Annotated in this window: 16 protein-coding genes; 10 read left to right on the top strand and 6 right to left on the bottom strand. The window is 41.0% G+C overall.

The genetic code is table 11. From position 1 onward, the window contains the following. Positions 1 to 116: 116 nt before the first annotated feature. A complete protein-coding gene (gene pbpC / locus RCZ04_RS00670) occupies positions 117 to 2,483 on the bottom strand; it encodes a penicillin-binding protein 1C (protein ID WP_460483997.1) in 2,367 nt (788 codons plus the stop codon). Between the two features lie 139 nt (positions 2,484 to 2,622). Here pbpC and RCZ04_RS00665 point away from each other — a divergent pair, with 139 nt between their 5' ends. Beyond that, positions 2,623 to 3,414: a DUF3108 domain-containing protein gene (locus RCZ04_RS00665; protein WP_460483996.1), complete on the top strand. Its 792-nt coding sequence runs from the start codon at positions 2,623 to 2,625 to the stop codon at positions 3,412 to 3,414. A gap of 76 nt (positions 3,415 to 3,490) precedes the next feature. Continuing rightward, on the top strand, positions 3,491 to 5,938 hold the full coding sequence (locus RCZ04_RS00660; protein ID WP_460483995.1) for a tetratricopeptide repeat protein: 2,448 nt from the start codon (positions 3,491 to 3,493) through the stop codon (positions 5,936 to 5,938). A 219-nt stretch (positions 5,939 to 6,157) separates the two neighbouring features. On the opposite strand, the gene RCZ04_RS00655 is transcribed toward RCZ04_RS00660, so the two are convergent. Both RCZ04_RS00655 and RCZ04_RS00650 read right to left on the bottom strand, forming a co-directional pair. Then, entirely contained in the window at positions 6,158 to 7,024 is an 867-nt protein-coding gene (locus RCZ04_RS00655; RefSeq protein WP_460483994.1) for a geranylgeranylglycerol-phosphate geranylgeranyltransferase, read from the bottom strand. A gap of 28 nt (positions 7,025 to 7,052) precedes the next feature. Beyond that, positions 7,053 to 8,375: a lytic transglycosylase domain-containing protein gene (locus RCZ04_RS00650; protein ID WP_460483993.1), complete on the bottom strand. Its 1,323-nt coding sequence runs from the start codon at positions 8,373 to 8,375 to the stop codon at positions 7,053 to 7,055. Between the two features lie 420 nt (positions 8,376 to 8,795). Between RCZ04_RS00650 and greA the strand changes: the two genes are divergently transcribed. From greA to RCZ04_RS00635, 3 genes are read left to right on the top strand one after another with little or no spacing between them, the layout of a single operon-like run. Continuing rightward, the gene (greA, locus tag RCZ04_RS00645; RefSeq protein ID WP_034555703.1) at positions 8,796 to 9,269 is read left to right on the top strand and encodes a transcription elongation factor GreA; all 474 of its coding nucleotides are present in this window, start codon (positions 8,796 to 8,798) and stop codon (positions 9,267 to 9,269) included. Positions 9,270 to 9,327: 58 nt separating this feature from the next. After that, entirely contained in the window at positions 9,328 to 9,558 is a 231-nt protein-coding gene (locus tag RCZ04_RS00640) for a hypothetical protein (RefSeq protein ID WP_460483992.1), read from the top strand. A 31-nt stretch (positions 9,559 to 9,589) separates the two neighbouring features. Beyond that, positions 9,590 to 9,976 carry an HIT family protein gene (locus RCZ04_RS00635; RefSeq protein WP_460483991.1) on the top strand — a complete coding sequence of 129 codons (387 nt, stop codon included), beginning with the start codon at positions 9,590 to 9,592 and terminating at the stop codon, positions 9,974 to 9,976. Positions 9,977 to 10,041: 65 nt separating this feature from the next. On the opposite strand, the gene trxA is transcribed toward RCZ04_RS00635, so the two are convergent. Next, a complete protein-coding gene (trxA, locus tag RCZ04_RS00630) occupies positions 10,042 to 10,362 on the bottom strand; it encodes a thioredoxin (RefSeq protein WP_002673363.1) in 321 nt (106 codons plus the stop codon). Positions 10,363 to 10,470: 108 nt separating this feature from the next. Continuing rightward, on the bottom strand, positions 10,471 to 11,277 hold the full coding sequence (locus RCZ04_RS00625; protein WP_460483990.1) for a DUF4476 domain-containing protein: 807 nt from the start codon (positions 11,275 to 11,277) through the stop codon (positions 10,471 to 10,473). Positions 11,278 to 11,545: 268 nt separating this feature from the next. Here RCZ04_RS00625 and RCZ04_RS00620 point away from each other — a divergent pair, with 268 nt between their 5' ends. The 4 genes from RCZ04_RS00620 (at position 11,546) to RCZ04_RS00605 (ending at position 19,208) form a co-directional block, all read left to right on the top strand. Continuing rightward, entirely contained in the window at positions 11,546 to 11,947 is a 402-nt protein-coding gene (locus RCZ04_RS00620) for a lipocalin-like domain-containing protein (protein ID WP_460483989.1), read from the top strand. A 416-nt stretch (positions 11,948 to 12,363) separates the two neighbouring features. Continuing rightward, positions 12,364 to 13,230, top strand: coding sequence for a lysophospholipid acyltransferase family protein (locus tag RCZ04_RS00615; RefSeq protein WP_460483988.1), 867 nt, complete (start codon positions 12,364 to 12,366; stop codon positions 13,228 to 13,230). Positions 13,231 to 13,843: 613 nt separating this feature from the next. Then, positions 13,844 to 16,126 carry a GH92 family glycosyl hydrolase gene (locus tag RCZ04_RS00610; RefSeq protein WP_460483987.1) on the top strand — a complete coding sequence of 761 codons (2,283 nt, stop codon included), beginning with the start codon at positions 13,844 to 13,846 and terminating at the stop codon, positions 16,124 to 16,126. Between the two features lie 85 nt (positions 16,127 to 16,211). Then, positions 16,212 to 19,208: a VIT domain-containing protein gene (locus RCZ04_RS00605; RefSeq protein ID WP_460483986.1), complete on the top strand. Its 2,997-nt coding sequence runs from the start codon at positions 16,212 to 16,214 to the stop codon at positions 19,206 to 19,208. Positions 19,209 to 19,298: 90 nt separating this feature from the next. Here RCZ04_RS00605 and RCZ04_RS00600 read toward each other — a convergent pair whose 3' ends face one another. Then, positions 19,299 to 20,693: a DUF5723 family protein gene (locus RCZ04_RS00600; RefSeq protein ID WP_460483985.1), complete on the bottom strand. Its 1,395-nt coding sequence runs from the start codon at positions 20,691 to 20,693 to the stop codon at positions 19,299 to 19,301. Positions 20,694 to 21,143: 450 nt separating this feature from the next. Here RCZ04_RS00600 and RCZ04_RS00595 point away from each other — a divergent pair, with 450 nt between their 5' ends. Further along, positions 21,144 to 21,476, top strand: a complete 333-nt coding sequence (locus RCZ04_RS00595; RefSeq protein ID WP_460483984.1) for a hypothetical protein — start codon at positions 21,144 to 21,146, stop codon at positions 21,474 to 21,476. The last annotated feature ends 23 nt before the right edge of the window (positions 21,477 to 21,499 follow it).

Raw genomic sequence — 21,499 nt, 5'->3', positions numbered from 1 at the left:
CCGACAACCTCGTGGAGGGGGAACTGTAAGGACGGAAAATGAACGGAAAGAGGGGGCTTTAACTTTGCCAAAGTTTTAAACTTTGGCAAAGTGTACGAAGTTAAAAGTTAATCGGCTTATCGGCATAGTATAGTAATGGCTCTTTCTTCGCCTTTTTCGTTGATAATTCGCAAGGTGTGGTCGCCCTTTGGGGCAAACACATTCATCTCGTGAAAGGTTTCGGTAGTGCCCAGAAAAACGTCGTCTAAATACCAAAACATCTTACCTTCACGGTTGGCTGCCTTGGCTGTAAAGGGCTGTTGTTCCCCTCCAAAAGTTTTAGTGGTGTAGAGCACACTTTGGTGTTTGGGGTAAACGAAATCCAAGCCCCGTTGTAGGTTGCCCTGTGCACAGTCTTCGCGCAAGGGTGGTAATGGCTTGTAGTGAATGTGTTGCTGTTTGTAGTACCATTCCATTACGGGAGGCAACACAAACCACGCTTTGTTCACGATATTTTGCGGTGACTCGCAGGTGCTGTTCACTTGGTACTGTTCCGTAGGGTCTAAGTGCACCAACTTGTGATAAGGACATTGTCCTACGTCCTTAGGGGCGAGGTTGCTGAGCACCGATTGCTTGGGGCAGTCGGGTTGAGCCAAAAAGCCAGAATCGGCACAAACGCTCACCTCGCGCAAATCGTCTAACGGAGGGGCAAACCACGAAGTAGGAGGGAGGGCGTTGAAGATGCTGAACATCACCGGAGCGGCGTAGGTAGCCCCTGTGAGCGTGGGTCGCCCTTCGCCCGTAGCATTGCCTACCCACACCGCCACCACATATTCAGGCGTTGCCCCAATAGCCCACGCATCTTTATTGCCAAAGCTGGTGCCTGTTTTCCACGCAATCTTTCGCGCCGACTCGTAATAGCGCCACGCCACATCATCGGTAGGGCGGTTCACTTCTTTCATTGCACTAAACATCTTATAGAGCGCCCCTGCCCTGAGCGTAGGCAGTTCGCGGGTGGGTTTGCCGAAATCTAAAGCACCGGTATCAGTGTAGCGCAAACGCTGAAACTCCTGAGTGCGATAGTGCTGAGTGCGTGCAAAGACTTCGGTTTCCGAAGCTAAATTAGTGTACGCTTGTGCCAAATCCCACAGATTGCTCTCCGCCCCGCCAAGGATAATGGAAAGTCCGTAATGGTCGGGGTGACGGTTGATGTTTTTCAGTTGCAAGTGCTGGAGCACATCATAGAAACGGTAGGTAGTGAACTGCTTTAAGAGCCATACAAACGGAATGTTCAGCGATTTAGCTAATGCCATATCAGCGGCGACCGCCCCTTCGTAGGAATTGCTAAAATTCTGAGGCGAATAGCCCCCTATTTGAGTAGGTACATCGGGCACTAATTGGGTGGGCAAAAGTTCTCCCTCGTGCAACATTGCGGCGTACAGAAAAGGCTTGAGCACACTACCCGTACTGCGTGGAGCGTGCACGATGTCCACATCTTTTTGATGGTTGGCATCAGTGGGGGTATTACCCACATAGGCGAGCACTTTGCGCGTTTTCACCTCCACCACCAAAGCAGCCATATTGTAGATTTCCGATTGCGAATAATGACTGTAATAGCCTGCCACAAGACTGTTTACTTTCTGTTGTAACTCTAATGAGACTGTAGAGGCAATGCGCTCACCTTCTTGGGTTTTAGAGGCAAAGGTAAGCAAGTGAGGGGCAAGTTGTGGGATAGGGTGGGGCTCAGCAGGGAGGGGTTCTAAAAGCGCCAAGTCATAAGTCTCTTTGTCGATGATATTTTTAAGGAAGAGTTTGTATAGCAAGGCGTTGCGTTTCAGCAAGAGGCGTTCTTGGTTTTTACCGGGAAAAATCAAACTGGGGGCATTGGGCAACACTGCCAGCGTAGCCGATTGCGCCCACGAGAGTTGGTAAGGGGCGACCCCAAAGTAGCGCCAAGCTGCCATATCGAGCCCCACCACATTGCCCCCAAAGGGTGCGTGCGAAGCGTAGAGTTTGAGAATGCTCTCTTTAGAATATCGAAATTCCAAGCGTGTAGCCCAGATCATTTCAATGAGTTTTTCAAAATAAGTACGCTCTTGGTGCTCACGAGCGATGCGTATCACCTGCTGGGTGAGTGTACTGCCCCCGCGCTGCACTTTGCCAGAGCTCACGTTGCGGTAGAGCGCCTTGGCTACCGATACAGGATTCACGCCCCAATGCTGGTAAAAATGAGCATCTTCAAACTGCAATACCGACATTTTGAAGCGGTAGGGGACACTGTCCACCTCAGGGAAGCGCCACTGTCCGTCGCCCGCAATCTTAGCCCCAAGTAGTTTGCCCTCGCGGCTTTCGACCACCGTGGCATAAGGTTGCGGAAAGAGCACGCGAGGCAAGCACAGCACATACCACACCAAGCATACCACCGCTATCGCTGTTTTGACAGGGTGACGGCGTATACGCGAGGTAAAAGATAAAAGGTAAGAGCTAAGAAAAGAGAGCTTCACAGAAAAAAGGTTTTATAAAATCGGGCAAATGTAATATAAAAAAATGAGATAAGAACTGTAGGAGAGCTGAAAAGTGGCACGCTAATTGCTCTTTGGCAGATTAAAAAATTGTCTTATTGACAGATTAACACATTGATATATGAAACATTTAAGTATTGTTGTTGTCTTTTTTTCATTATTAGTAAGCCCTATAGTAGGCGCTCAGAACTCTGAATTACCTTTCAAAGGTGGAGAATGGTTACGTTTTAAAGTGAAATATGGTGTATTTAACGCCAGTATCGCTACGATGGCGGTTAATGAAGAGATGTATAACGGCGAAAAAGTGTTTCACGCAGTAGGAAAAGGAGCTACGACAGGCTTGGCGCGTGTATTTTTTAAGGTAGATGACACTTATGAAAGTTATTTTGGCATAACAGACGGCAAACCACGACTTTTTATAAGAAATATTTACGAGGGAGGATACACTAAACACCTAAAAATGTATTTTAACCATACTACCAATAAGGTGAAAATACGCAATATGGAAAACGGTAAAGATACCGAGATAGCTTTCCAGCCAGGTTTACAGGATGTGATATCAGCCTTCTACGCACTTCGACATCACCCCGATATTGAAAATATGAAAGTGGGGGGACAAATTTCGATGGATATGATTTTTGATGATGACGAGGTATACAAATTCAAACTAAAGCTATTGGGGAGGGAAAAAGTAAAGACGCATTTTGGTACGGTAAATACCTTAAAGTTCTGTCCGTTAGTGCAAGATGGGCGCGTGTTTAAGGAGGAAGAGAGCATCACGATGTGGATTACTGACGACAAGAATAAAGTGCCTGTAAAGCTAAGAGCCTCGTTGCGAGTGGGCTCGTTAGTAGCGGAGCTCGACGGTTTTAATAATCTTAAAAATGAGACAAATTTGAAAAAAAAGAAGTAAATGTGTAGTTAGTTTATTTTTTTTACGTATATTTGTCGCCTCAAAGCGGAAGTAATTAAAAATAAACAAATATACTATGAAAAACTTGTTTTTAGCAGTCTCTGTTTTTCTTGCGACCTTATCGTATGGGCAAGATGCGAGTGTAAAAAAACTTATCAAGCTTGCCGAAAAGGGAGATGTACAAGCTCAAACTGAATTAGCTGATGCTTATTTTAAGGGGAAGGGCGTAAGGCGCTCTTATCAGGAAGCCGTAGTATGGCTTGAGAAAGTAGCCGAGACAGGCGATTTGAACGCGCAGTACCAATTGGCGCAGTGCTATTTTAACGGCAAAGGCGTGCCCAAGTCACCACAGAAAGGGGTGGAATGGCTCACGAAAGTAGCCGATGCGGGTAACTCGGAAGCGCAACGCGAGTTGGCACTATGTTATCGGGACGGCAAAGGCGTAGAACAATCGAGAGAGAAGTATTACGCGCTGATAGAAAAGCACGCCGAGAAAGAGAAACCTGAAGTACAGATAGACCTTGCTAAGGCGTATCACTCAGGAGAAGGAGTTACTAAAGACGTAAACAAGGCTAAGTATTGGGCAGAACAAGCCTCAAAAAACGGCAACTCAGAAGCTGAATTACTATTAGCCTCTTGGACATATGAAACCAATGCCTCAAACCCAGAAGCTATAGGGCGACTTACCCAAGTGGCAAACAAAGGCAACACAGAAGCGCAAAAAATGCTTGCTGAGGCTTATTTAGAGGGTAAAGGGGTAGAGAAATCGGAAGCTAAAGCGATTGAAATGCTTGAAAAAGCTGCTAAAGGAAGCGATGCAGAAGCAATGTATCAATTAGGAAACTTCTACTTCTATGGCAACAGTGCGCTTATAGGGAAATACTACAAAAAAGCGATTAATTACTATACCCAAGCCGCTAACAAAGGCAATGCAGCAGCGCAAGCACAGTTAGCACTTTGCTTCTACAACGGTATAGGTACAAATCCTTCACCCAAAGATGCTTTTAGCTGGATACTTAAATCAGTAAACAACAATCCTACTCCTGTTGCACAAAATAACTTAGGAGTGTGTTATGCAGTGGGAATTGGAGCGCACCCCTCTAACGCACAAGCTTTAGAGTTCTTCCAAAAGGCTGCTGAGGCAGGTGATGTAAACGCACAGTACAACGTGGGAAATATTCTTTTGCAAGAAGGGCAGTTAGATGTTAAAAAGGGTTTTGACTACCTTGAAAAAGCAGCAGCAGCTAATCATCTTTTAGCGCTTAAGAAATTAGGTGATTTATACTTCAACGGGAAATACACTAATCAATCGTTTGAACGTGCGTTTGAATATTATACTAAAGCTTCTAAACTAAAACCTACACCACAAAAAGAGATGTTAGATTACTTTTACCAAGGGCAAGAAGATGCATATGCGGAAGTGTTATACAATCTTTCACAATGCTATGCCGAAGGTAAAGGAGTGAAAAAATCGATGAGGGAAGCCAGCAAATGGGCAGTAAAGGCTGCTGCGCTTTCTAATAAATACGCTTTTGATTGGCTTAATAAAATAGTTGAAAAGAATGACCCAAAAGAGAGTCCGGATGTGATATTGGCAGTAGCTGATGGTTATTTTTATGCTAAGGGGACGAGAAAACAAAACGATAAAGCGTTTCCACTCTATGAAAAATTGGCTAAACAACAAGATAATACCACCGCACAAAAACGCTTAATGGAATATTATTTTGAAGCAAAGAATCCGAATAAGAACGATGAAAAGGCTGTTTATTGGGCTGAAAGAGTGGCTAAAAAAGGAGATGCTTCTACCCAATTCAGTTTAGGGAAATACTATATGACAATGGTACCTGATGTAAAACCACAGCCCGCTACCCCTGCTCCTAAAACAACACCTAAGCAAGCTCCTAAAAAACCAGCAGCCACTGCAACACCTACGGTTGCTGTTACCTCATCACACAGCATAGAGCCTAACAGTCCAGAAGCTGAAGCGCGTGCAGAGTTACTTCGCAGGCAAAGAGGAGGTAAAAGTGTTTCATTGGCTAAACAGCAATATGCTGTAAGAGCAAGTACACGACCTGCTGTAGCCCAAAATGCTCCGAAAACACCTATGAAACGTCTCAACGAAACCAAAGGGGTACATTGGCTTGCGAAAGCGGCAGAACAAAACAATGTGGAAGCGCTTAATGAGTTAGGGTCTTATTATTTTGAGAAGCAAAACTTTGGGCAAGCATTGGCTAACTTTCAACGGTCGGCGCAACGCGATTACGCACAAGGACAATACAACTTGGCTAACTGTTATTACAACGGGAATGGTATAGACCGCTCGTATGAAAAAGCTGCTAATTACTACAAGCTATCAGCACGCAAAGATTACGCTCCTGCACAATTCCGTTTAGGGCACTGTTATTATCACGGTGAGGGCATAGAGCAATCGGATAGTAGAGCAGCTGATTGGTTTGAACAAGCTTGTGATAACGGTGAGAAGAAAGCTTGTGATATGCTGAAAGTAGTTACTGCAAAGAAGTAGGATTCTTTTTTTCAAATTTATATGAAATGTGAAAAAGAGCTGTCTATAATAAGACAGCTCTTTTTGGTTATAGTACGGTAAGCAGTTTTACGAATCAAATAAATAGAGTTTTTTACTTACAGAGATGGATATTCAACTTTGCCAAAGTTTTAAACTTTGGCAAAATACCGTAGTGTAGCAAGAACGAACATTTTAATAATCATCAATAAATGGAGAAGATTATTTTACAGTAAGCACTACGCTAAAGATGCCTGCTACTAATATCAATTTGAGCATATTGTGAAGTAGAGCGTAATGTTTTTGGTCTTTGCTTCGCCAGAGTAGAAACAGAAAGAAGCATAGGTATATGAGCATAAACCATAGGAAGTAAGTTAAATTTCCTATAGGAAAATACTTGAGCAATACGTAAATAGGCAAGGAGCACAACACGACACTTAGGGTAATGAGCTTTTTGGAGAGAGACTCGCCATAGACTACGGGTATAGTAGCGTAGTTATGTGCTAAATCACCTTTGATATTTTGCAAATCTTTGATAAATTCTTTGATGAGAATAAGTAGAAAGATGAGTAGAGCGTGTACAAAAATTATTGTTTCGAAGTTGCGGTAATATATAAATACAGCAAAGAAAGGGATGATAGCCAGTATTGCTGAAGTGAGATTGCCGAAAAATAACAACTTTTTGATACGGTGGGAATAGAGCCACATTGTGAAGATATATCCTGAGAAGAAAATTACTGCCCTAAATGACACATAGCTGGCTACAATCACAGAAAGGAAATTGAGCAAGAAGTAAAGAGTGAGTTTGGTATTTTGACTTACCAAGTGGTCTATCATTGTTTTAGTAGGCTTATTGATAAGGTCTTTTTCTTTGTCATAAAAACCATTGATAATATAGCCTCCTGCAATAGCTAAAGCACCTGCAATGACGAGCATCAGTAGGGAATCGTCAAAAACTACCTCGTGCCAATGTTTATGCGATAGCACAAAGATAGCTGCTAAATACTGGGCGAGGCATACCATCATTATATTGTAACCTCGCACAGCCGAAAAAATTCCGATGAGCTTTAATAAGGTAGTTTTCCTCATTATGAGTGTGCTTTGAGCTTGTTAGCTGTTACTTGTAGATAGAGAGGCGTTGTCCTATACGAATATTACTTCCCTTGATACGATTCCATCGTTTGAGATTAGAGACTGTTACGCCGTGTCGTGTAGCAATCTTGTTTAGATTATCGCCTTTTTTTACTGTGTAAACAGTTTTCTTAGAAGATTTGCCTCCAGCATACTGATCACCTCTTACCACTTGTGGGAGGGGTTGTTCTCGGTTTGCTTTTTCTTCATTGAGGTAAGCATAGATAGCATCTTCATTAGATACAAACTTACCTATTTCGGAAATAGGCAGGCGTACAGCGTAGTTACGACCTTCAACGTAAGGGACTATATCTAATTGGTACGAAGGGTTAAAAAACTGGATATCTTTTACGTCCATACCTGTGATATCGGAAATGTCTTTGAAAGATATAGCTTGTTTTACGCGGATAGTATCGGTTTCGAAAAGATGATTGGCGCGTTTTTGAGGTTTAAAGCCGTGTTCTTTGGCGTATTCAAAAATATAGAGGGTTGCCAAGAAAGCGGGCACATAACCGGCGGTTTCTCTAGGGAGATAGGGGCGGAGGTTCCAATAGTTAGTTTTGCCATTGGAACGGCGGATAGCTTTGGTTACATTACCAGGTCCTGAATTGTAAGCGGCAAGCGCTAAATCCCAGTCCCCAAATATTTTATAGAGTTCGTTGAGGTATTTTGCAGCAGCTTTGGTAGAACGAATGGGGTCGCTACGTTCATCGACATAGTTGTTTACTTCTAAGCCATAACCTTTGCCGGTACTATACATAAACTGCCACAAGCCCGTAGCTCCTGCACGTGAACGAGCTTTGGGGTTTAGAGCCGACTCGATAATGGCTAAATACTTCATCTCTAAGGGTATCTTTTGGTTACTCATTTCCTGTTCAAACATAGGGAAATAATAGTCGCTAAGCGTCATTAGTCGCTCTAAAGAAGAACGGCGATTTTTAAGGAAAGATTTAATTACCTGTTCCAAGATAGGATTGTATTCAACGTTAAAAGGAGTTTTCTGGTTGAGTTTCTCCAATCGTTTTTTAAGTACTTCGGTAGGAAGTTCGTCATAGGTTACATCGGTGGGAGTAGCAGCGATATCTTCACTCATTTGCTCGAACAAATCGGAATTAGAGAGTTCTTTCAGCCATTTCTCGTCGTATTTCCTTGCTTTTGGGTTGTCGTTTAGTTTGCGAAGGGCTTCACGTTTGTTGTTTGCAATAGTTTGGTTGATGGTATCTTTGGAAAATGAGTTTTGTGCATCAATGGAAAAGCTACCGATTAAGAAACAGAAAAGAGTTCCCAATGTGTATTTTTTAAGTGTCATATTATTGTTGAGTGTTTTTTAATTGTGATTCAGCAAGGGGACAAAGTTATTAAAAATATTGAAAAGTGACAAATATATAATTATTTTTTTCAAAATTCTCACTGAAACGATACCAAAAGCGTGCCAAGATTTGTTCTTTTAGGGTTAAGAATTAAAAGATAAAAGTTAATAGTTTTTGTAAGGAATGATGGAGTTGGGCAGGAGATACTCTGAAGAAAAATGACTTAGTGAACATAAAGATTGTTGTTAATTGAAATTGGTAAATTTATATTTGATGATAAAAGGGGAAAAACGTATTACTTTGTTATAAAAAGTTTGTCAGTTTAAAAAAAAGTGTTACCTTTGCCCCCAGAAATCCTCAGAGAGACTATTTGAGGATTTTTTATTTTTATATAAACATAACAACATTAAAAGAACATTATGAAGAAAGTATCATATTACACTGCAGAAGGGCTGAAAAAGCTGCGCGATGAACTCAATCAGCTGAAAGATGTGGAGCGCCCTCGTGCTTCTCAGGCTATTGCTGAGGCACGTGACAAAGGAGACCTCTCAGAAAACGCCGAATACGATGCTGCTAAAGAAGCACAAGGCTTATTGGAAATGAAAATAGCTAAGCTAGAAGAATTGGTAGCTAATGCACGCATCATTGATGAATCGCAATTAGATGTGAGCAAAGTACTCGTACTTTCGACTGTAAAGCTCAAAAACTTAGCTAACAAGATGGAAATTACCTATACCCTTGTGGCAGAAAGTGAAGCTGACCTAAAAGCAGGAAAAATATCGGTGAGTTCGCCTATTGGCAAAGGGCTTTTGGGCAAATCGGTAGGTGAAATTGCTGAGATTAAGGTACCTAATGGCACTCTTAAAATGGAGATTCTTGAGATAAGTAGGTAATTAATTTGTTCAGTACAAAAATGTTTTGTACCTTTGCGAAAACTAAACAAATCAGACTATGACACTTACAGTAACTCAATTACTAAGTGAGAAAATTGATGCTCAGACAGCAGAGGCTCTTACTACTTATGTTTCTGAAAAAGTAAAATCAGAAATTGATGTAAGAACACAAACCCTTGCAACAAAGCAAGATTTAGCGCAGGCTAAATTAGATATCATAAAATGGGTGGTGGGATTATTTATTACTCTTGCCCTTATGATTATTGGTTTATACTTAAAGATTGGCTAAGTCCTAAAATTTAAACTAACAAATAGAAAAAATGAGTATCTTTACAAAAATTATCAACGGAGAAATTCCCTGCTATAAAGTAGCAGAAGACGATGAGTTTATAGCTTTTTTTGATATCAACCCTAATGCGAAGGGGCATACCCTTTGTGTTCCTAAGCAGGAAATCAGTTATATCTTTGATATGGAAGACGACCATTATTTGCGCCTAATGGCTTTCTCAAAACGTGTAGCTAAAGCCCTTGAAAAGGTAGTACCTTGTAAGCGTATAGGGGTAGCTGTAGTAGGTCTTGAAGTGCCTCATACTCACGTGCACTTGATTCCTATCAGTGAGATGAGCGAAATGACCTTCCAGCACAAAGTGAAGATGACTGATGAAGAGTTCAAAGAACTGGCGCAAAAAGTAAGAGAAGCTTTCTAATAAAAAAGGCTATCAACAAGTATTAAGTTGTTGATAGCCTTTTTTAGTCGTAGCACGACAGGCTGTTAAGACAATAGCCCATCTAATGCATCGGTGTAAGTCTTTTTAGGAGCTACCCCTACTTGACGACCTACAACTTCACCGTTTTGGAATACCAATACTGTAGGGATGTTACGGATGCCGTATTTAGCAGCAAACTCTTGGTTGTTATCCACATCTACTTTACCTACTACTACTCTACCTTCGTATTCTTTAGAGATTTCTTCAACTACGGGAGCGAGCATACGGCAAGGTCCGCACCACACTGCCCAAAAGTCTACTAATACAGGCTGGGTACTTTTAAGCACCAAGTCTTCAAAATTTCCATCTGTTATTTCTAATGCCATACTAATATGTTTTTATATTGTTGTTAATAATTTGTGCAAAGATACAAACTTTATCTGATATGCAAAACACTACAATAATAGTTTTTTGTTATACTGTTATAAAGTTTGTTATCTACGCACTGATTGTAAGAACTCTGAGAGTTTCTTTTTACCAGATGAGAAAGTGAATTTTCCTTGTAACTGATAATAGTTTTGGGGATCGACTACATTTTGGTAAGCCTCTTGAGCGATGATGAGCTTATTGTCGTCAAAAGAGAGCTCTTCCATTAGCATTCCTACTTGCTCTGTGGTAAAGGATACGATGTTCTTTTGAGCGCGGAAAAAAGCTAACTTGTCTTTATCGAAACTTTCGTCCTTGTACATTTTAAAGAAGTTATTAAAATCACCTTGACGCATCATAGGAGCACCTCCATAGCCTCCGCCGTATGAGCGATTCCACACATCGTTCCATTGACGACCGTGATAAGAGGGCTGGTTGTTGTTCAAGCTAATTTCGTCTAACAAATACAAGCCGTCGCGTGAAAAGAAGTCCATAATCATACGGGTGTTGTTACGTGGATTGATAGTTACGCGATAGATGAGGGTACGTCCTTGCCAAATGCTGAGTGGTTGAGGGTTAGCTGTTACGTCGAAGAAGCGGTACATACCGGTAGTACTGGTAATCTCTTGATCGCCTATACTCACGGTAAAGCGGTCACGTTCAGGAATACGGATAAAGACTTCGGCATAACCACCGTTATAGTCGTATTCCCAATCGATATTTACGGAGATACCACCGCCACCGCGCCCAATAACAGCGCGTGCTTGCTTGTTTTGACGGTATTCATTTTGCAACAAGCGACCTGCTGAGCCTACTTCTTGTGCCCAGCTTACTGAGGATAAAACCCCTAAGCATAGTAATAATAACTTTTTCATAAGTGTATTTAAATTAAAACATCCCCCCTGCCCCCTTCAAAGGGGGAGATGTGCTACAAAAGCGACACTGGGACTTTCATTTTGATAATGAGCAGCGAAATTCGTGCCAAAGACGTTTTTTAGGTAAAAGGTAAGAGGTAAAAAATAAAAAAGTACTTAATTTTTAGTTGCTAAGAGGAATGTTGGGTGAAATTTAACAATAATTTAACATAAGAAGGAAGGGGAATTTGTACCTTTGCGTTGTCTAATTAATAAAACATTATAGCAAATGAAAAAGCTTTTAAAAATGGCTTTTATAGCCGTAGCAATTTTGGTAGTGTCGTGCGGAAAATCGGAAGATAGTAGTATTAACGCCAAAGACTTAGTAGGCACTTGGTATTTAGAAAGTATGAGTGATGGAAAAGATTCTGTACCGCTTGACGATTGCCTCAAGCGAACAAATGTAGTTTTCACTGATACCCAAATTACATTTACTTTGTATGGGGGAATTGCTGGTAATTGTCAAGAGTTGCAAAAAGGAACTGAATCTTATCGCATTTCAGGCAATAGAATCATTAGTGGTGATGAAGCTCCTAAAGTTTCTTTATCAGGGAATAAGCTTACCGTTACTGACACTGAAATAATTAATGGGAATAGTATTACCGCAACAATGGTGTTTGTAAAGCGATAATCTTTATAAATGCGGATCAGAGGTTAAATTAAATAGTTGATTATAAACCTCCCCCTATCCCCTTCCAAAAGGGGAATATTGTGATGGCCATCATAACTTACTATAAAACAAATGTTATCAATGTTTAACTATTGATTCATATTACAAATTAAAAAAGCGCAATGCCTTGAGGGATGTTGCGCTTTTTTATTGTTAATAATGTAAGAGGGTTAATTGCTATTAGCCTCTACACGTACTGAAAAAGGTAATTGATTATTAGGGAATTTGACTTTGCCTAAAGTTGTAGTACGACAAGCGGGTGAATACTTTGTCAAAGTTTGCAACACATTTCTTTCTTTGAGAAAATGCAAAAATTACAGATTTACTTCTTTGGATAATATTTAAATTACTACCTTTGCCACAAAATTAGGAACAGAATGAATTTATTGATTTATATTATAGCTTATCCTATTGTTTGGGGGATTTCCCGATTGCCTTTTTGGCTTCTTTATGGGGTATCTGATTTTCTTTACTTTATACTTTATACGCTATTGAAGTACAGGGTGAAGGTAGTGCGCAAGAACCTTCGTACGGCTTTTCCTTTTAAGACAGAAGCGGAACTTAGAACAATAGAAAGCAAGTTTTATCATCACTTTTGCGATACTTTATTAGAGATGGTGAAATCGTATGGAATGAGCGAAAAACAGATGAAGAAGCGTATGGTATTTCAGAATTTAGAAGTGTTGAAGAAATACGAAAAACAAGAGCATAATATCGTGATTATGTGTAGTCATTATGCGAGTTATGAGTGGTTGTTGTCTTTGGCTTATTTTCTTGAACACAAGTCGTATGCGCTTTATACTCCGCTGAGCAATAAGTATTTCGACAGGTTGTTACAAAAAATACGAATGAAGCACCACAGTTATCTTTTGCCTCGCTACACGGCGCACAGAGAGATGAAAAAGCACAAAGATGCGCACGGGGTGTACTGTTATGGTTTTGCTTCAGACCAAATTCCTAATAATAAGAAGAACTATCGGCGTCCGTTTTTAGGGCTTAACGTGCCTGTGTTTACAGGGGCAGAACGCTTAGGGAAGGCACTCAATACGGTGATTGTATTTGCTAAGATAGAGAAACTAAAGCGGGGTTATTACCAAACGACTTTTGAGGTTTTGGCGGAAAACCCTACTGAATATGTGGATTTTCAGATTACGGATATGTTTTTTGAGCGCGTAAACAGGCAGATTTACGACCAACCGGAGTTTTATCTGTGGACGCACAACAGGTTTAAGAGAATGCAATAACAGGTGGAAAATGAGAAAATTATAAAAAGAGACGTGGTTAATCGGAGTTTTGAGAGAGGATTGGAGAGAGGACAAAAAGTTTGAAAAAGATAACCTCCCCCTAATTCACTTACTCGGCAATTGCCGACAACCCTCCAAAGGGGGAATTGGTGACGGGAAAGAAATGTATTGGAGTTGTCGGAAGGGAACGGAGGAATTCGGAAGAGAGTTTTTAGCTAAAAGATAGAAGATGAGCTGTAAGAAGGGTATGCTTAGCTTATACAAAGCTTATAGGAAGCTTATACGAATCTTGGACGATTGTTATACAAAGGGCTTATAAGTGATTGATTAATACTGTAATACAATAATGCCAATAATGCTAAAAACAGGGTTTCGAGACGAAAGAAAGAGAAGAGATGTTAGGCATTAGGTCATAGGCAATAGGGGGAGATGGACGAGGAACGAGGGATGAATGACAAAAGAAACCTCCCCCTAGCCCCCCTCAAGGGGGGAATTGTGGTGACGGGGAAAGTGAAGGTAAAGAGGGGATGTATAACGGTTATCATAACTCATTATAGACCAGATGTTATTAATTCTTAATCCTTGACTCATATTTAAAATAATATCTAATAGAATGAAAATTATAATTGTTAAGATGAAAAAGATATTATCCTTTGTATTTTTGTGTTTGATGATGGCTTGTAACCAGCAGGCAAGTACTTCAAAAGAAGAAACTAAACAGGACACTGCTTCTGCCGTGCCCGAAACTTTTTACACTGAGTATGTAAATCCACTGATGGGTACGGACTCGAAGTTTAGTCTGTCCAACGGGAATACCTATCCTGCTATTGCGGTGCCTTGGGGAATGCACTTCTGGACGCCCCAAACGGGCAAAATGGGCGACGGCTGGGCATACCAATATCACGCTGATAAGCTTGTGGGCTTTAAGCAAACCCACCAGCCGAGTCCGTGGATTAATGACTATGGAGCTTTTGCCTTGATGCCGGTAGTGGGCGACTTGAAAATTAAAGAGGAAGAGCGCGCTTCGTGGTTTTCGCATAAGGCTGAGACGGCTCAACCACATTACTATAAGGTGTACTTAGCCGATTACGACACTTCGGTGGAGATTACTCCTACTTCGCGTGCGGCTCAGTTCCGCATTACTTTCCCTGAGAGTGATAAGGCTTATTTGGTTTTAGACGCTTATTTTAAAGGCTCGATGGTACAAGTATTACCCAAAGAACGCAAAATTATAGGCTATGCCCGCAACAACAGTGGTGGTGTACCTAAGAATTTTCACAACTATTTTGTACTTACGTTCGACAAAGATTTTGAGAGCGTACAAACGTGGGGAGACGGATTTAAGCTGACAAAAAAGCCTGAAAGCAAGGGCGAACACACAGGCGCGGTGATAGGATTTCGCACGAAAAGAGGCGAACAGGTAACGGTGAAGGTAGCGTCGTCGTTTATTTCGCCTGAACAAGCGCTATTGAACTTGCAAACGGAGCTCAGCAATGACACTTTTGAACAGACGAAACAAAAAGCACTTACTCTTTGGGAGAGTGAACTCGGCAAGATACAAGTGGAAGATGACAATATAGACCATTTGCGCACTTTCTACTCTTGTTTGTACCGCACATTGCTCTTCCCGCGCACTTTTTACGAGTACGACAAGGCAGGTGAAATGGTGCATTACAGTCCGTATAACGGCAAGGTGGAAAAGGGGTATATGTTCACCGATAATGGCTTTTGGGATACATTCCGTGCCGTATTTCCGCTTTTTAACCTGCTGTATCCTGAGATGAACCAACAGATGATGAAGGGATTGGTGAACGCTTATAAAGAATCGGGCTGGTTACCCGAATGGGCAAGTCCAGGTCACAGAGATTGTATGATAGGGTCGAACTCGGCTTCTATCATTGCCGATGCGTATTTGAAAGGCAATATAGAGGAGGCTGATGCCGAAATTCTTTTAGAAGCAATGCTCAAGAACGCTACCCAAAACGAGGACAGACCGGTGAAATCGGTAGGGCGTGAGGGGGTAGATTACTACAACACTTTGGGCTATGTGCCTTACGATGTGAAGATTAACGAGAATGTAGCCCGCACATTGGAGTATGCTTATGCCGATTATTGCATTGCTCGTATGGCAGAAAAGATGGGTAAGGCGGACATTGCTAAACAGTATTACGAACAATCGAAACGCTACAAGAATGTGTTTGACCCCGAAACGAAGTGGATGCGGGGCAAGAATAAGAACGGAGAGTTCCAGTCGCCGTTTAATCCACTGAAATGGGGCGATGCGTTTACTGAAGGCAACAGTCTGCACTACACCTGGTCGGTATTTCAGGATATTGAGGGACTCATAGAGCTAATGGGAGGCAAAGCCGCTTTTGAAAAGAAGATAGACGAAGTGTTTGAGATGCCACCGCTGTTTGACGATTCGTACTACGGTTTTACCATACACGAAATCCGTGAGATGCAACTCATAAATATGGGGAACTACGCACACGGCAACCAGCCTATACAACACCTCATTTATCTGTACAATTACGCAGGTAAACCCCAAAAAGCGCAAGCTAAACTACGGGAAGTGATGGAAAAACTCTACACTCCTACGCCCGACGGTTATTGCGGTGATGAGGATAACGGGCAGACTTCGGCTTGGTACGTATTTTCAGCCTTAGGCTTTTATCCTGTAACGCCAGCCAGTGATAACTACATACTCGGTAACCTACTGTTTAAAACGGTGAGCTTGCAACTACCTGAAGGCAAGAAGTTTTTAATAAAAAGTGTCGCTCGCAATTCCGACAGCAACTTAGTGGAGTACGTACAACTGAACGGCAAGAAAATAGAAGGTTTTGAACTGCCGTTTACAGCTTTTAGAGAAAATGGCACACTCACATTCTACAGGTAATGAACGGATGTGAAAATTAGCAAATTAGTGAATTTGGTACGCTCTTTGATTTACTGATAGTAGTTTCATCAAAAAACTTTCAGTAATGAAAATCAAGCATTTTTTATCAGCAACAGCTTTGCTACTTCCCTTAGCAATGACCGCCCAAAAGTCAGTAGTGCCTGAGGTGAAGGTAGTGAATGAGCGCAATGCCAACCCTATGGTGTTGCAAGACCTTTCCGTAGACATCTTGGTGGTAGGCCAGACGGCGATGACCACTATGGAAATGACCTTTTACAACCCCAATAGTCGCATAATGGAAGGCGAATTTCAATTCCCTCTTGCTGATGGACAGCAGGTGTCTCGTTTCGCCTTGGACATCAACGGCAAACTACGTGAAGGGGTGGTAGTAGATAAAGCCTTAGGTCGCAAAGCCTTTGAGGACATAGTGCGCAGGGGTGTAGACCCAGGCTTATTAGAAAAGACTGAGGGCAACAACTTTAAAGCCCGTGTATACCCTATGCCTGCTAAAGGTACACGGCGCGTGCTCATCGCCTTTGAACAAGAACTCGGTGAACGAGGTAGACAAGATTACTACTTCTTGCCTATCACGGCTAATGTAACACTCAAAAACTTCAAGGTGCGCACTGAGGTGGTCTCCCGCTTTGTAAAGTCAGATATTCAGAACAGCTTGCAATTAGACTTCAAGCAGGCGCGCAATAGTTATATCAGTGAGGTAAGTAAGCAAAACTTCACCCTCAACCAGAACATTGCGCTTACTTTCCCCAAAATTGAGAAGCCACAAGCCATTACAGCTACTAAGGGTAACCAGACTTATTTTTACGGCAATATCGCTTTGAGCAATGCCAAAGCTAAAAGTAGACCCACTCCTAAGGAAATAGGACTCTTATGGGACGCATCGCACTCAGCAAGCCAGCGCAATAGAGAAAAAGAGTTTACTTTCTTGGATGCTTATTTTAAGGAACTTAAAGATACTAAGGTAGTGCTTAGCACTTTTAATATACGCACGGCAAAAACACAAACTTTTGAGGTAAAAAGTGGCAATTGGCAAGCTCTCAAATCGCATTTAGAGAACTTACAATACGACGGTGCTACCGATGGCAATGCTATTGATTTCAATCTCAAAGGCGATGAGTTGCTACTCTTTAGCGACGGTATTTTCAACTTTGGTGCAAAAGAATTTTCGGTGAACGAAGTAGTGAAACAAACTAAAGTACCCGTGAGTGTGGTAAATGCTTCGGCTGTAGCCAATACCCCAAAAATGCAATACTTAGCCAATGCTACGGGCGGTAGCTTTATTGATTTGACAACCCTCACCACTGAGCAAGCAATAAAAGTAGCACGTACAGTACCTTTTCAATTGCTGAATGTGCAAGTAAAAAGCGGTAAAGTAACCAATGTGCTTCCGCAGAAAGGTGCGACTATCACTAAAGGTAATTTTACCTTGGCAGGAGAATTGCAAAGCGAAGAAGCTACTTTGGTACTCAGCTTTGGGTATCCTAAAAATACAGTCGTAGAAAAAGAAATTAAATTTACGACTAACAAAGATGCTTCCGAGAGCGAGTTTGCCCTCTTGCGCCGAATTTGGGCAGAGAAGCAAATTGCACAATTAGAGCGCGAAGGAGCTGACCAAAAGCAAATAGACGCCATAGGGCGCGAGTACGGCATAGTAACCGAAGGTACTTCGCTCATCGTATTAGAAACTCTGGAAGACTATGTGCGCTATCGCATTACCCCACCTGAAGAATTGCAAATGGAATACTCTAAACGTTTAGCTAATCAAGAAAAGCAAAAAGAGGATACTGCTAAGCGTATTTTGGATAGAGTTGTAGAACAATCAAAAAAGCAAAGCGAATGGTGGAACACAGTATATCCTGTGAAAGGCACTGAACCTAAGAAAAATAGAGAAGAGCCTATATTAGAAGAAGCGGTAGTGTCAGGCTACTCACAGAGTCGTCGTCCGCGTAGCCAACGAAGAGTAGAGCGTAATGCCAATGTAAGAACAGAAGAAGTGGTAGACAATGATATTGCTGCAGTAGAAGCTATAGAAGTTATAGAAGAAGCTCCTTCAATAGACGTGCCGTTTCAAATAATAGAACGTAGTGCGGAGAAAGATGTTAGTAGTAATGCTATGGCTAAAAGAGTAGCTACTCCGCATAACACTCCTGCCTCTACCCCTATCTCAAAAATAGAGCTCAACGCCTATAACCCTGATACGCCTTACCTCAAAGTAATGGAGTACACCGATGAAAATAGAGCCGTTGAAACCTATTACAAGCTCAAAAAAGAATACGGCAACACACCTTCCTTTTATGTAGATGTCGCTGACTATTTCTTCAAGAAAGGTAATCGTGAGCAAGCTGTTTTAGTAATATCTAATTTGGCAGAGCTCGGTTTGGACGACCCTCAGTTGTTGCGTATGTTGGGCTACAAGCTCAGTAATTACAATGCTAAGAAAGAAGCGGTATGGGTATTTCGTAAGGTGGTAACTCTGCGTGAGGAAGAACCACAGTCTTTTCGCGATTTGGGCTTAGCACTTGCTGACGATGGTGCCTATAACGAAGCCGTGAAAAACCTTTATAAAGTAGTTACAGGTGAGTGGAGCAGTAGGTTTGGTGATGTACAAATCGTAACAATGAACGATATCAATAGCTTAGTTTTGCGTCATAAAGGCATTGATGTAAGCTATATCGACAAGCGTTTACTCAAAAAAGAATCCGTAGATGTGCGAGTAGTACTCTCTTGGGACACCGACAATTGCGATATGGACTTATGGGTAACCGACCCTAAAGGCGAGAAGTGTTACTACCGAAACACACTTACTTACCTCGGTGGTAAAATCTCACGTGATGTTACTCAAGGTTACGGTCCCGAAGAATTTATGCTCAAGAAAGCTGAAAATGGCAAGTACAAAGTGCAAGTGAATTACTACGGCACCCGTTCACAAAAACAACTGATGCCTGTGAGTTTGCGCATTACCTTCTACGCTCACTACGGTACACCGCAGCAAAAGCAACAAGAAACTACCGTACGTCTTAGCAATGCTAAGGAAGTAATTGAAGTAGGAAGTTTTGAATTTTAATACTGGATAATAATTAAAAGCAAAAAGGCTGTTCAGCAAGTGCTGAACAGCCTTTTCCATTATGAAAAATTAATAAATTTAGATTAATGATTAAAGGTTTACAGGATAAGATTGGTGACCGAAACGAAGCCCAAAGAAGAAATTAAATTCCTTAGCTGAGCGGGTGATCACATTCCCTAAAATAGTGCTTGAGCCCAATACCAAAGGTCCTAAGCGCAAGGCTATTCCCACATTAGCTTTAGATACTTGGTTGTACGAAATAGGTAAATAAGCTCCAAAACTATTTGTGTCGTAGTGAGGAGTAAGAGAAAGCTCATTAGCATAAGTAGCGTTATATAGCTCTTTATCCTTTGTAGAAGCAATATTCACTTGTCCTGATAAGTTCAAATAGAACGCATCAACCACGCGATAATCGGCGCTGAGGTTAAAAGTAGAAGGCAATGACGACCTCAATTTAGAGCCCGTAGCTTTTGTTTCATCAAAATGACTCTTCAAATTCTCTTCTGATAAATCATCTATGGTTAAAGTCGTACTTTGGGTTGCAGGCATTCTGTAGCGGTAAGAGTTCTTATTGGCAGTGTATTGCAAGCGCCCGAGATCCATTAGTGAAATCCCTACACGCAAATCGTGAGGATTGTTGTGGCAACGAGGGCAACCGTCCTTTCGGAACTCATACGTAGCTCCTAAATCAAAAGCCAATGTAGTAGCCTCTGAGCTAAAATATAATTTATTTGCTTTTACATTATCAAAATCAACTAAATCTACCCCACCGTTCAGTACTTCCAAAGTACCGTTAGCCGATTGAATATTTAAGTTCACTTTGCCCTTATCGCTATTAGGCGTTAATGTAGCCGAACCCTCAAAGTCTTTAAAACCTACATAAATATTACCAGAGCCCTGTACTAATTTAGCACTCGCACCCACTTTCACCGAGTTCGTACCGTCAAAATACACTTCACCTGACCACGAAAAACCTACTTCCGAGAAAGCATTTATTACTATCTCTTGGTTGTTAATACTCACTTGGTAAGGGTTCGTGAGCTCTAAGTCGCTTAAATCAGTAACAAATGATTGCAACATTTTAGCATCTACGTTGCGCACATCACCTAAAACGCGTACACGAGAAAAAATTCCTACTGTATGCTGGTCATTTATCTTCACAAAAGCCGAAGGTCCTAACACATCAACATTAACTTTCGCGTTGATATTGTTAAAACCCAAGATAGGATTCTGAGTATCAACACGCGTATACTCGTTAAAGCTATTGGTAAGATTAGGGGTGAGTTTAATAGCATTGTTACCAAAACCCAAGTTCACTGTAGCGATATTGGCGTCCCACGAACGCTTACTACTAATCATATTCGCAGGATTTGATGTTACAGGAAAAATACCCGAATAATTGCTCTCTCGAAGCCCTGCATATGATTGCTGAGCTTCCACAGCCATTGTAGTTAAAAATAAGGCTGATAAAATTACTTTCTTCATTCTATAAAAAACACTTGTTTAAATTGCGTGGCAAAAGTACAATATTTTATCAAATAACAAACAAAACACCACAAAATTATTTGCAAAATTAATTTAATAACCTTATCTTTGCCCTCTCTATCCTGCCATTTACCGTTGAGCTACCCCTTGAAAAACCACATACAATTCTATTTACTTTGCTCTTATTTAACATTTATTTAGCATAATCCATTATCTAAGTTTCGTTTTGTCGCCGTTTTAGGTAGGGCATACATTCGGCTTTTGTATAACAATCGTCCAACATTCGTATAAGGTTTGTATAAGCTTCCTATATCTAATTATTGATTATCAAAGGCGTACATCACCTAAATACATCTTGTCTCTGAAAGTTTACGAAAGAAATAATATTTAAAACGTAATTTTTATAACCCTGTTTAATCTATAGAAGATTTTAAAAAAAACATTATTTTTATGAAAAAAATAATTCTCGTAGGATTGAGCCTCGTCGCGCTCTCCTGTCATACCACACAAAAAATAACACAAACAACCCCATCAGAAGAAGAAATGCTTAAAAATATTACGCATAATCTCATTATTAGCTATCAAAATCAAAAAGCATTGATACTTTTGAAGAAAGAAGTGCAAAAATACGGAGCTGAAATGCTTTATGAATACAAAATTATCAAAGGAATAGCCATTAAAGTACCCGAAAATAAAGATATTCGTGAGGCAAAAACCTATTTTTCTAATATCAAAGGCGTAACATCTGTAGAATACGACCAGATAAACCATATTAATTACTAATTATCAATCAGTAATCATTAATA

It is taken from the genome of Capnocytophaga sp. HP1101 (assembly GCF_054772415.1).
This window is presented reverse-complemented; position numbering and strand designations above follow the sequence as displayed.

Bases quoted from the DNA above. Each gene is read 5' to 3' on its own strand.
- RCZ04_RS00625 (WP_460483990.1), bottom strand. From the start codon at position 11,277: ATGAAAAAGTTATTATTACTATGCTTAGGGGTTTTATCCTCAGTAAGC.
- RCZ04_RS00640 (WP_460483992.1), top strand. From the start codon at position 9,328: ATGACACTTACAGTAACTCAATTACTAAGTGAGAAAATTGATGCTCAG.
- RCZ04_RS00665 (WP_460483996.1), top strand. From the start codon at position 2,623: ATGAAACATTTAAGTATTGTTGTTGTCTTTTTTTCATTATTAGTAAGC.
- RCZ04_RS00650 (WP_460483993.1), bottom strand. From the start codon at position 8,375: ATGACACTTAAAAAATACACATTGGGAACTCTTTTCTGTTTCTTAATC.
- RCZ04_RS00600 (WP_460483985.1), bottom strand. From the start codon at position 20,693: ATGAAGAAAGTAATTTTATCAGCCTTATTTTTAACTACAATGGCTGTG.
- RCZ04_RS00595 (WP_460483984.1), top strand. From the start codon at position 21,144: ATGAAAAAAATAATTCTCGTAGGATTGAGCCTCGTCGCGCTCTCCTGT.
- trxA (WP_002673363.1), bottom strand. From the start codon at position 10,362: ATGGCATTAGAAATAACAGATGGAAATTTTGAAGACTTGGTGCTTAAA.
- RCZ04_RS00620 (WP_460483989.1), top strand. From the start codon at position 11,546: ATGAAAAAGCTTTTAAAAATGGCTTTTATAGCCGTAGCAATTTTGGTA.
- RCZ04_RS00615 (WP_460483988.1), top strand. From the start codon at position 12,364: ATGAATTTATTGATTTATATTATAGCTTATCCTATTGTTTGGGGGATT.
- greA (WP_034555703.1), top strand. From the start codon at position 8,796: ATGAAGAAAGTATCATATTACACTGCAGAAGGGCTGAAAAAGCTGCGC.
- RCZ04_RS00610 (WP_460483987.1), top strand. From the start codon at position 13,844: ATGAAAATTATAATTGTTAAGATGAAAAAGATATTATCCTTTGTATTT.
- RCZ04_RS00660 (WP_460483995.1), top strand. From the start codon at position 3,491: ATGAAAAACTTGTTTTTAGCAGTCTCTGTTTTTCTTGCGACCTTATCG.
- RCZ04_RS00655 (WP_460483994.1), bottom strand. From the start codon at position 7,024: ATGAGGAAAACTACCTTATTAAAGCTCATCGGAATTTTTTCGGCTGTG.
- RCZ04_RS00605 (WP_460483986.1), top strand. From the start codon at position 16,212: ATGAAAATCAAGCATTTTTTATCAGCAACAGCTTTGCTACTTCCCTTA.
- RCZ04_RS00635 (WP_460483991.1), top strand. From the start codon at position 9,590: ATGAGTATCTTTACAAAAATTATCAACGGAGAAATTCCCTGCTATAAA.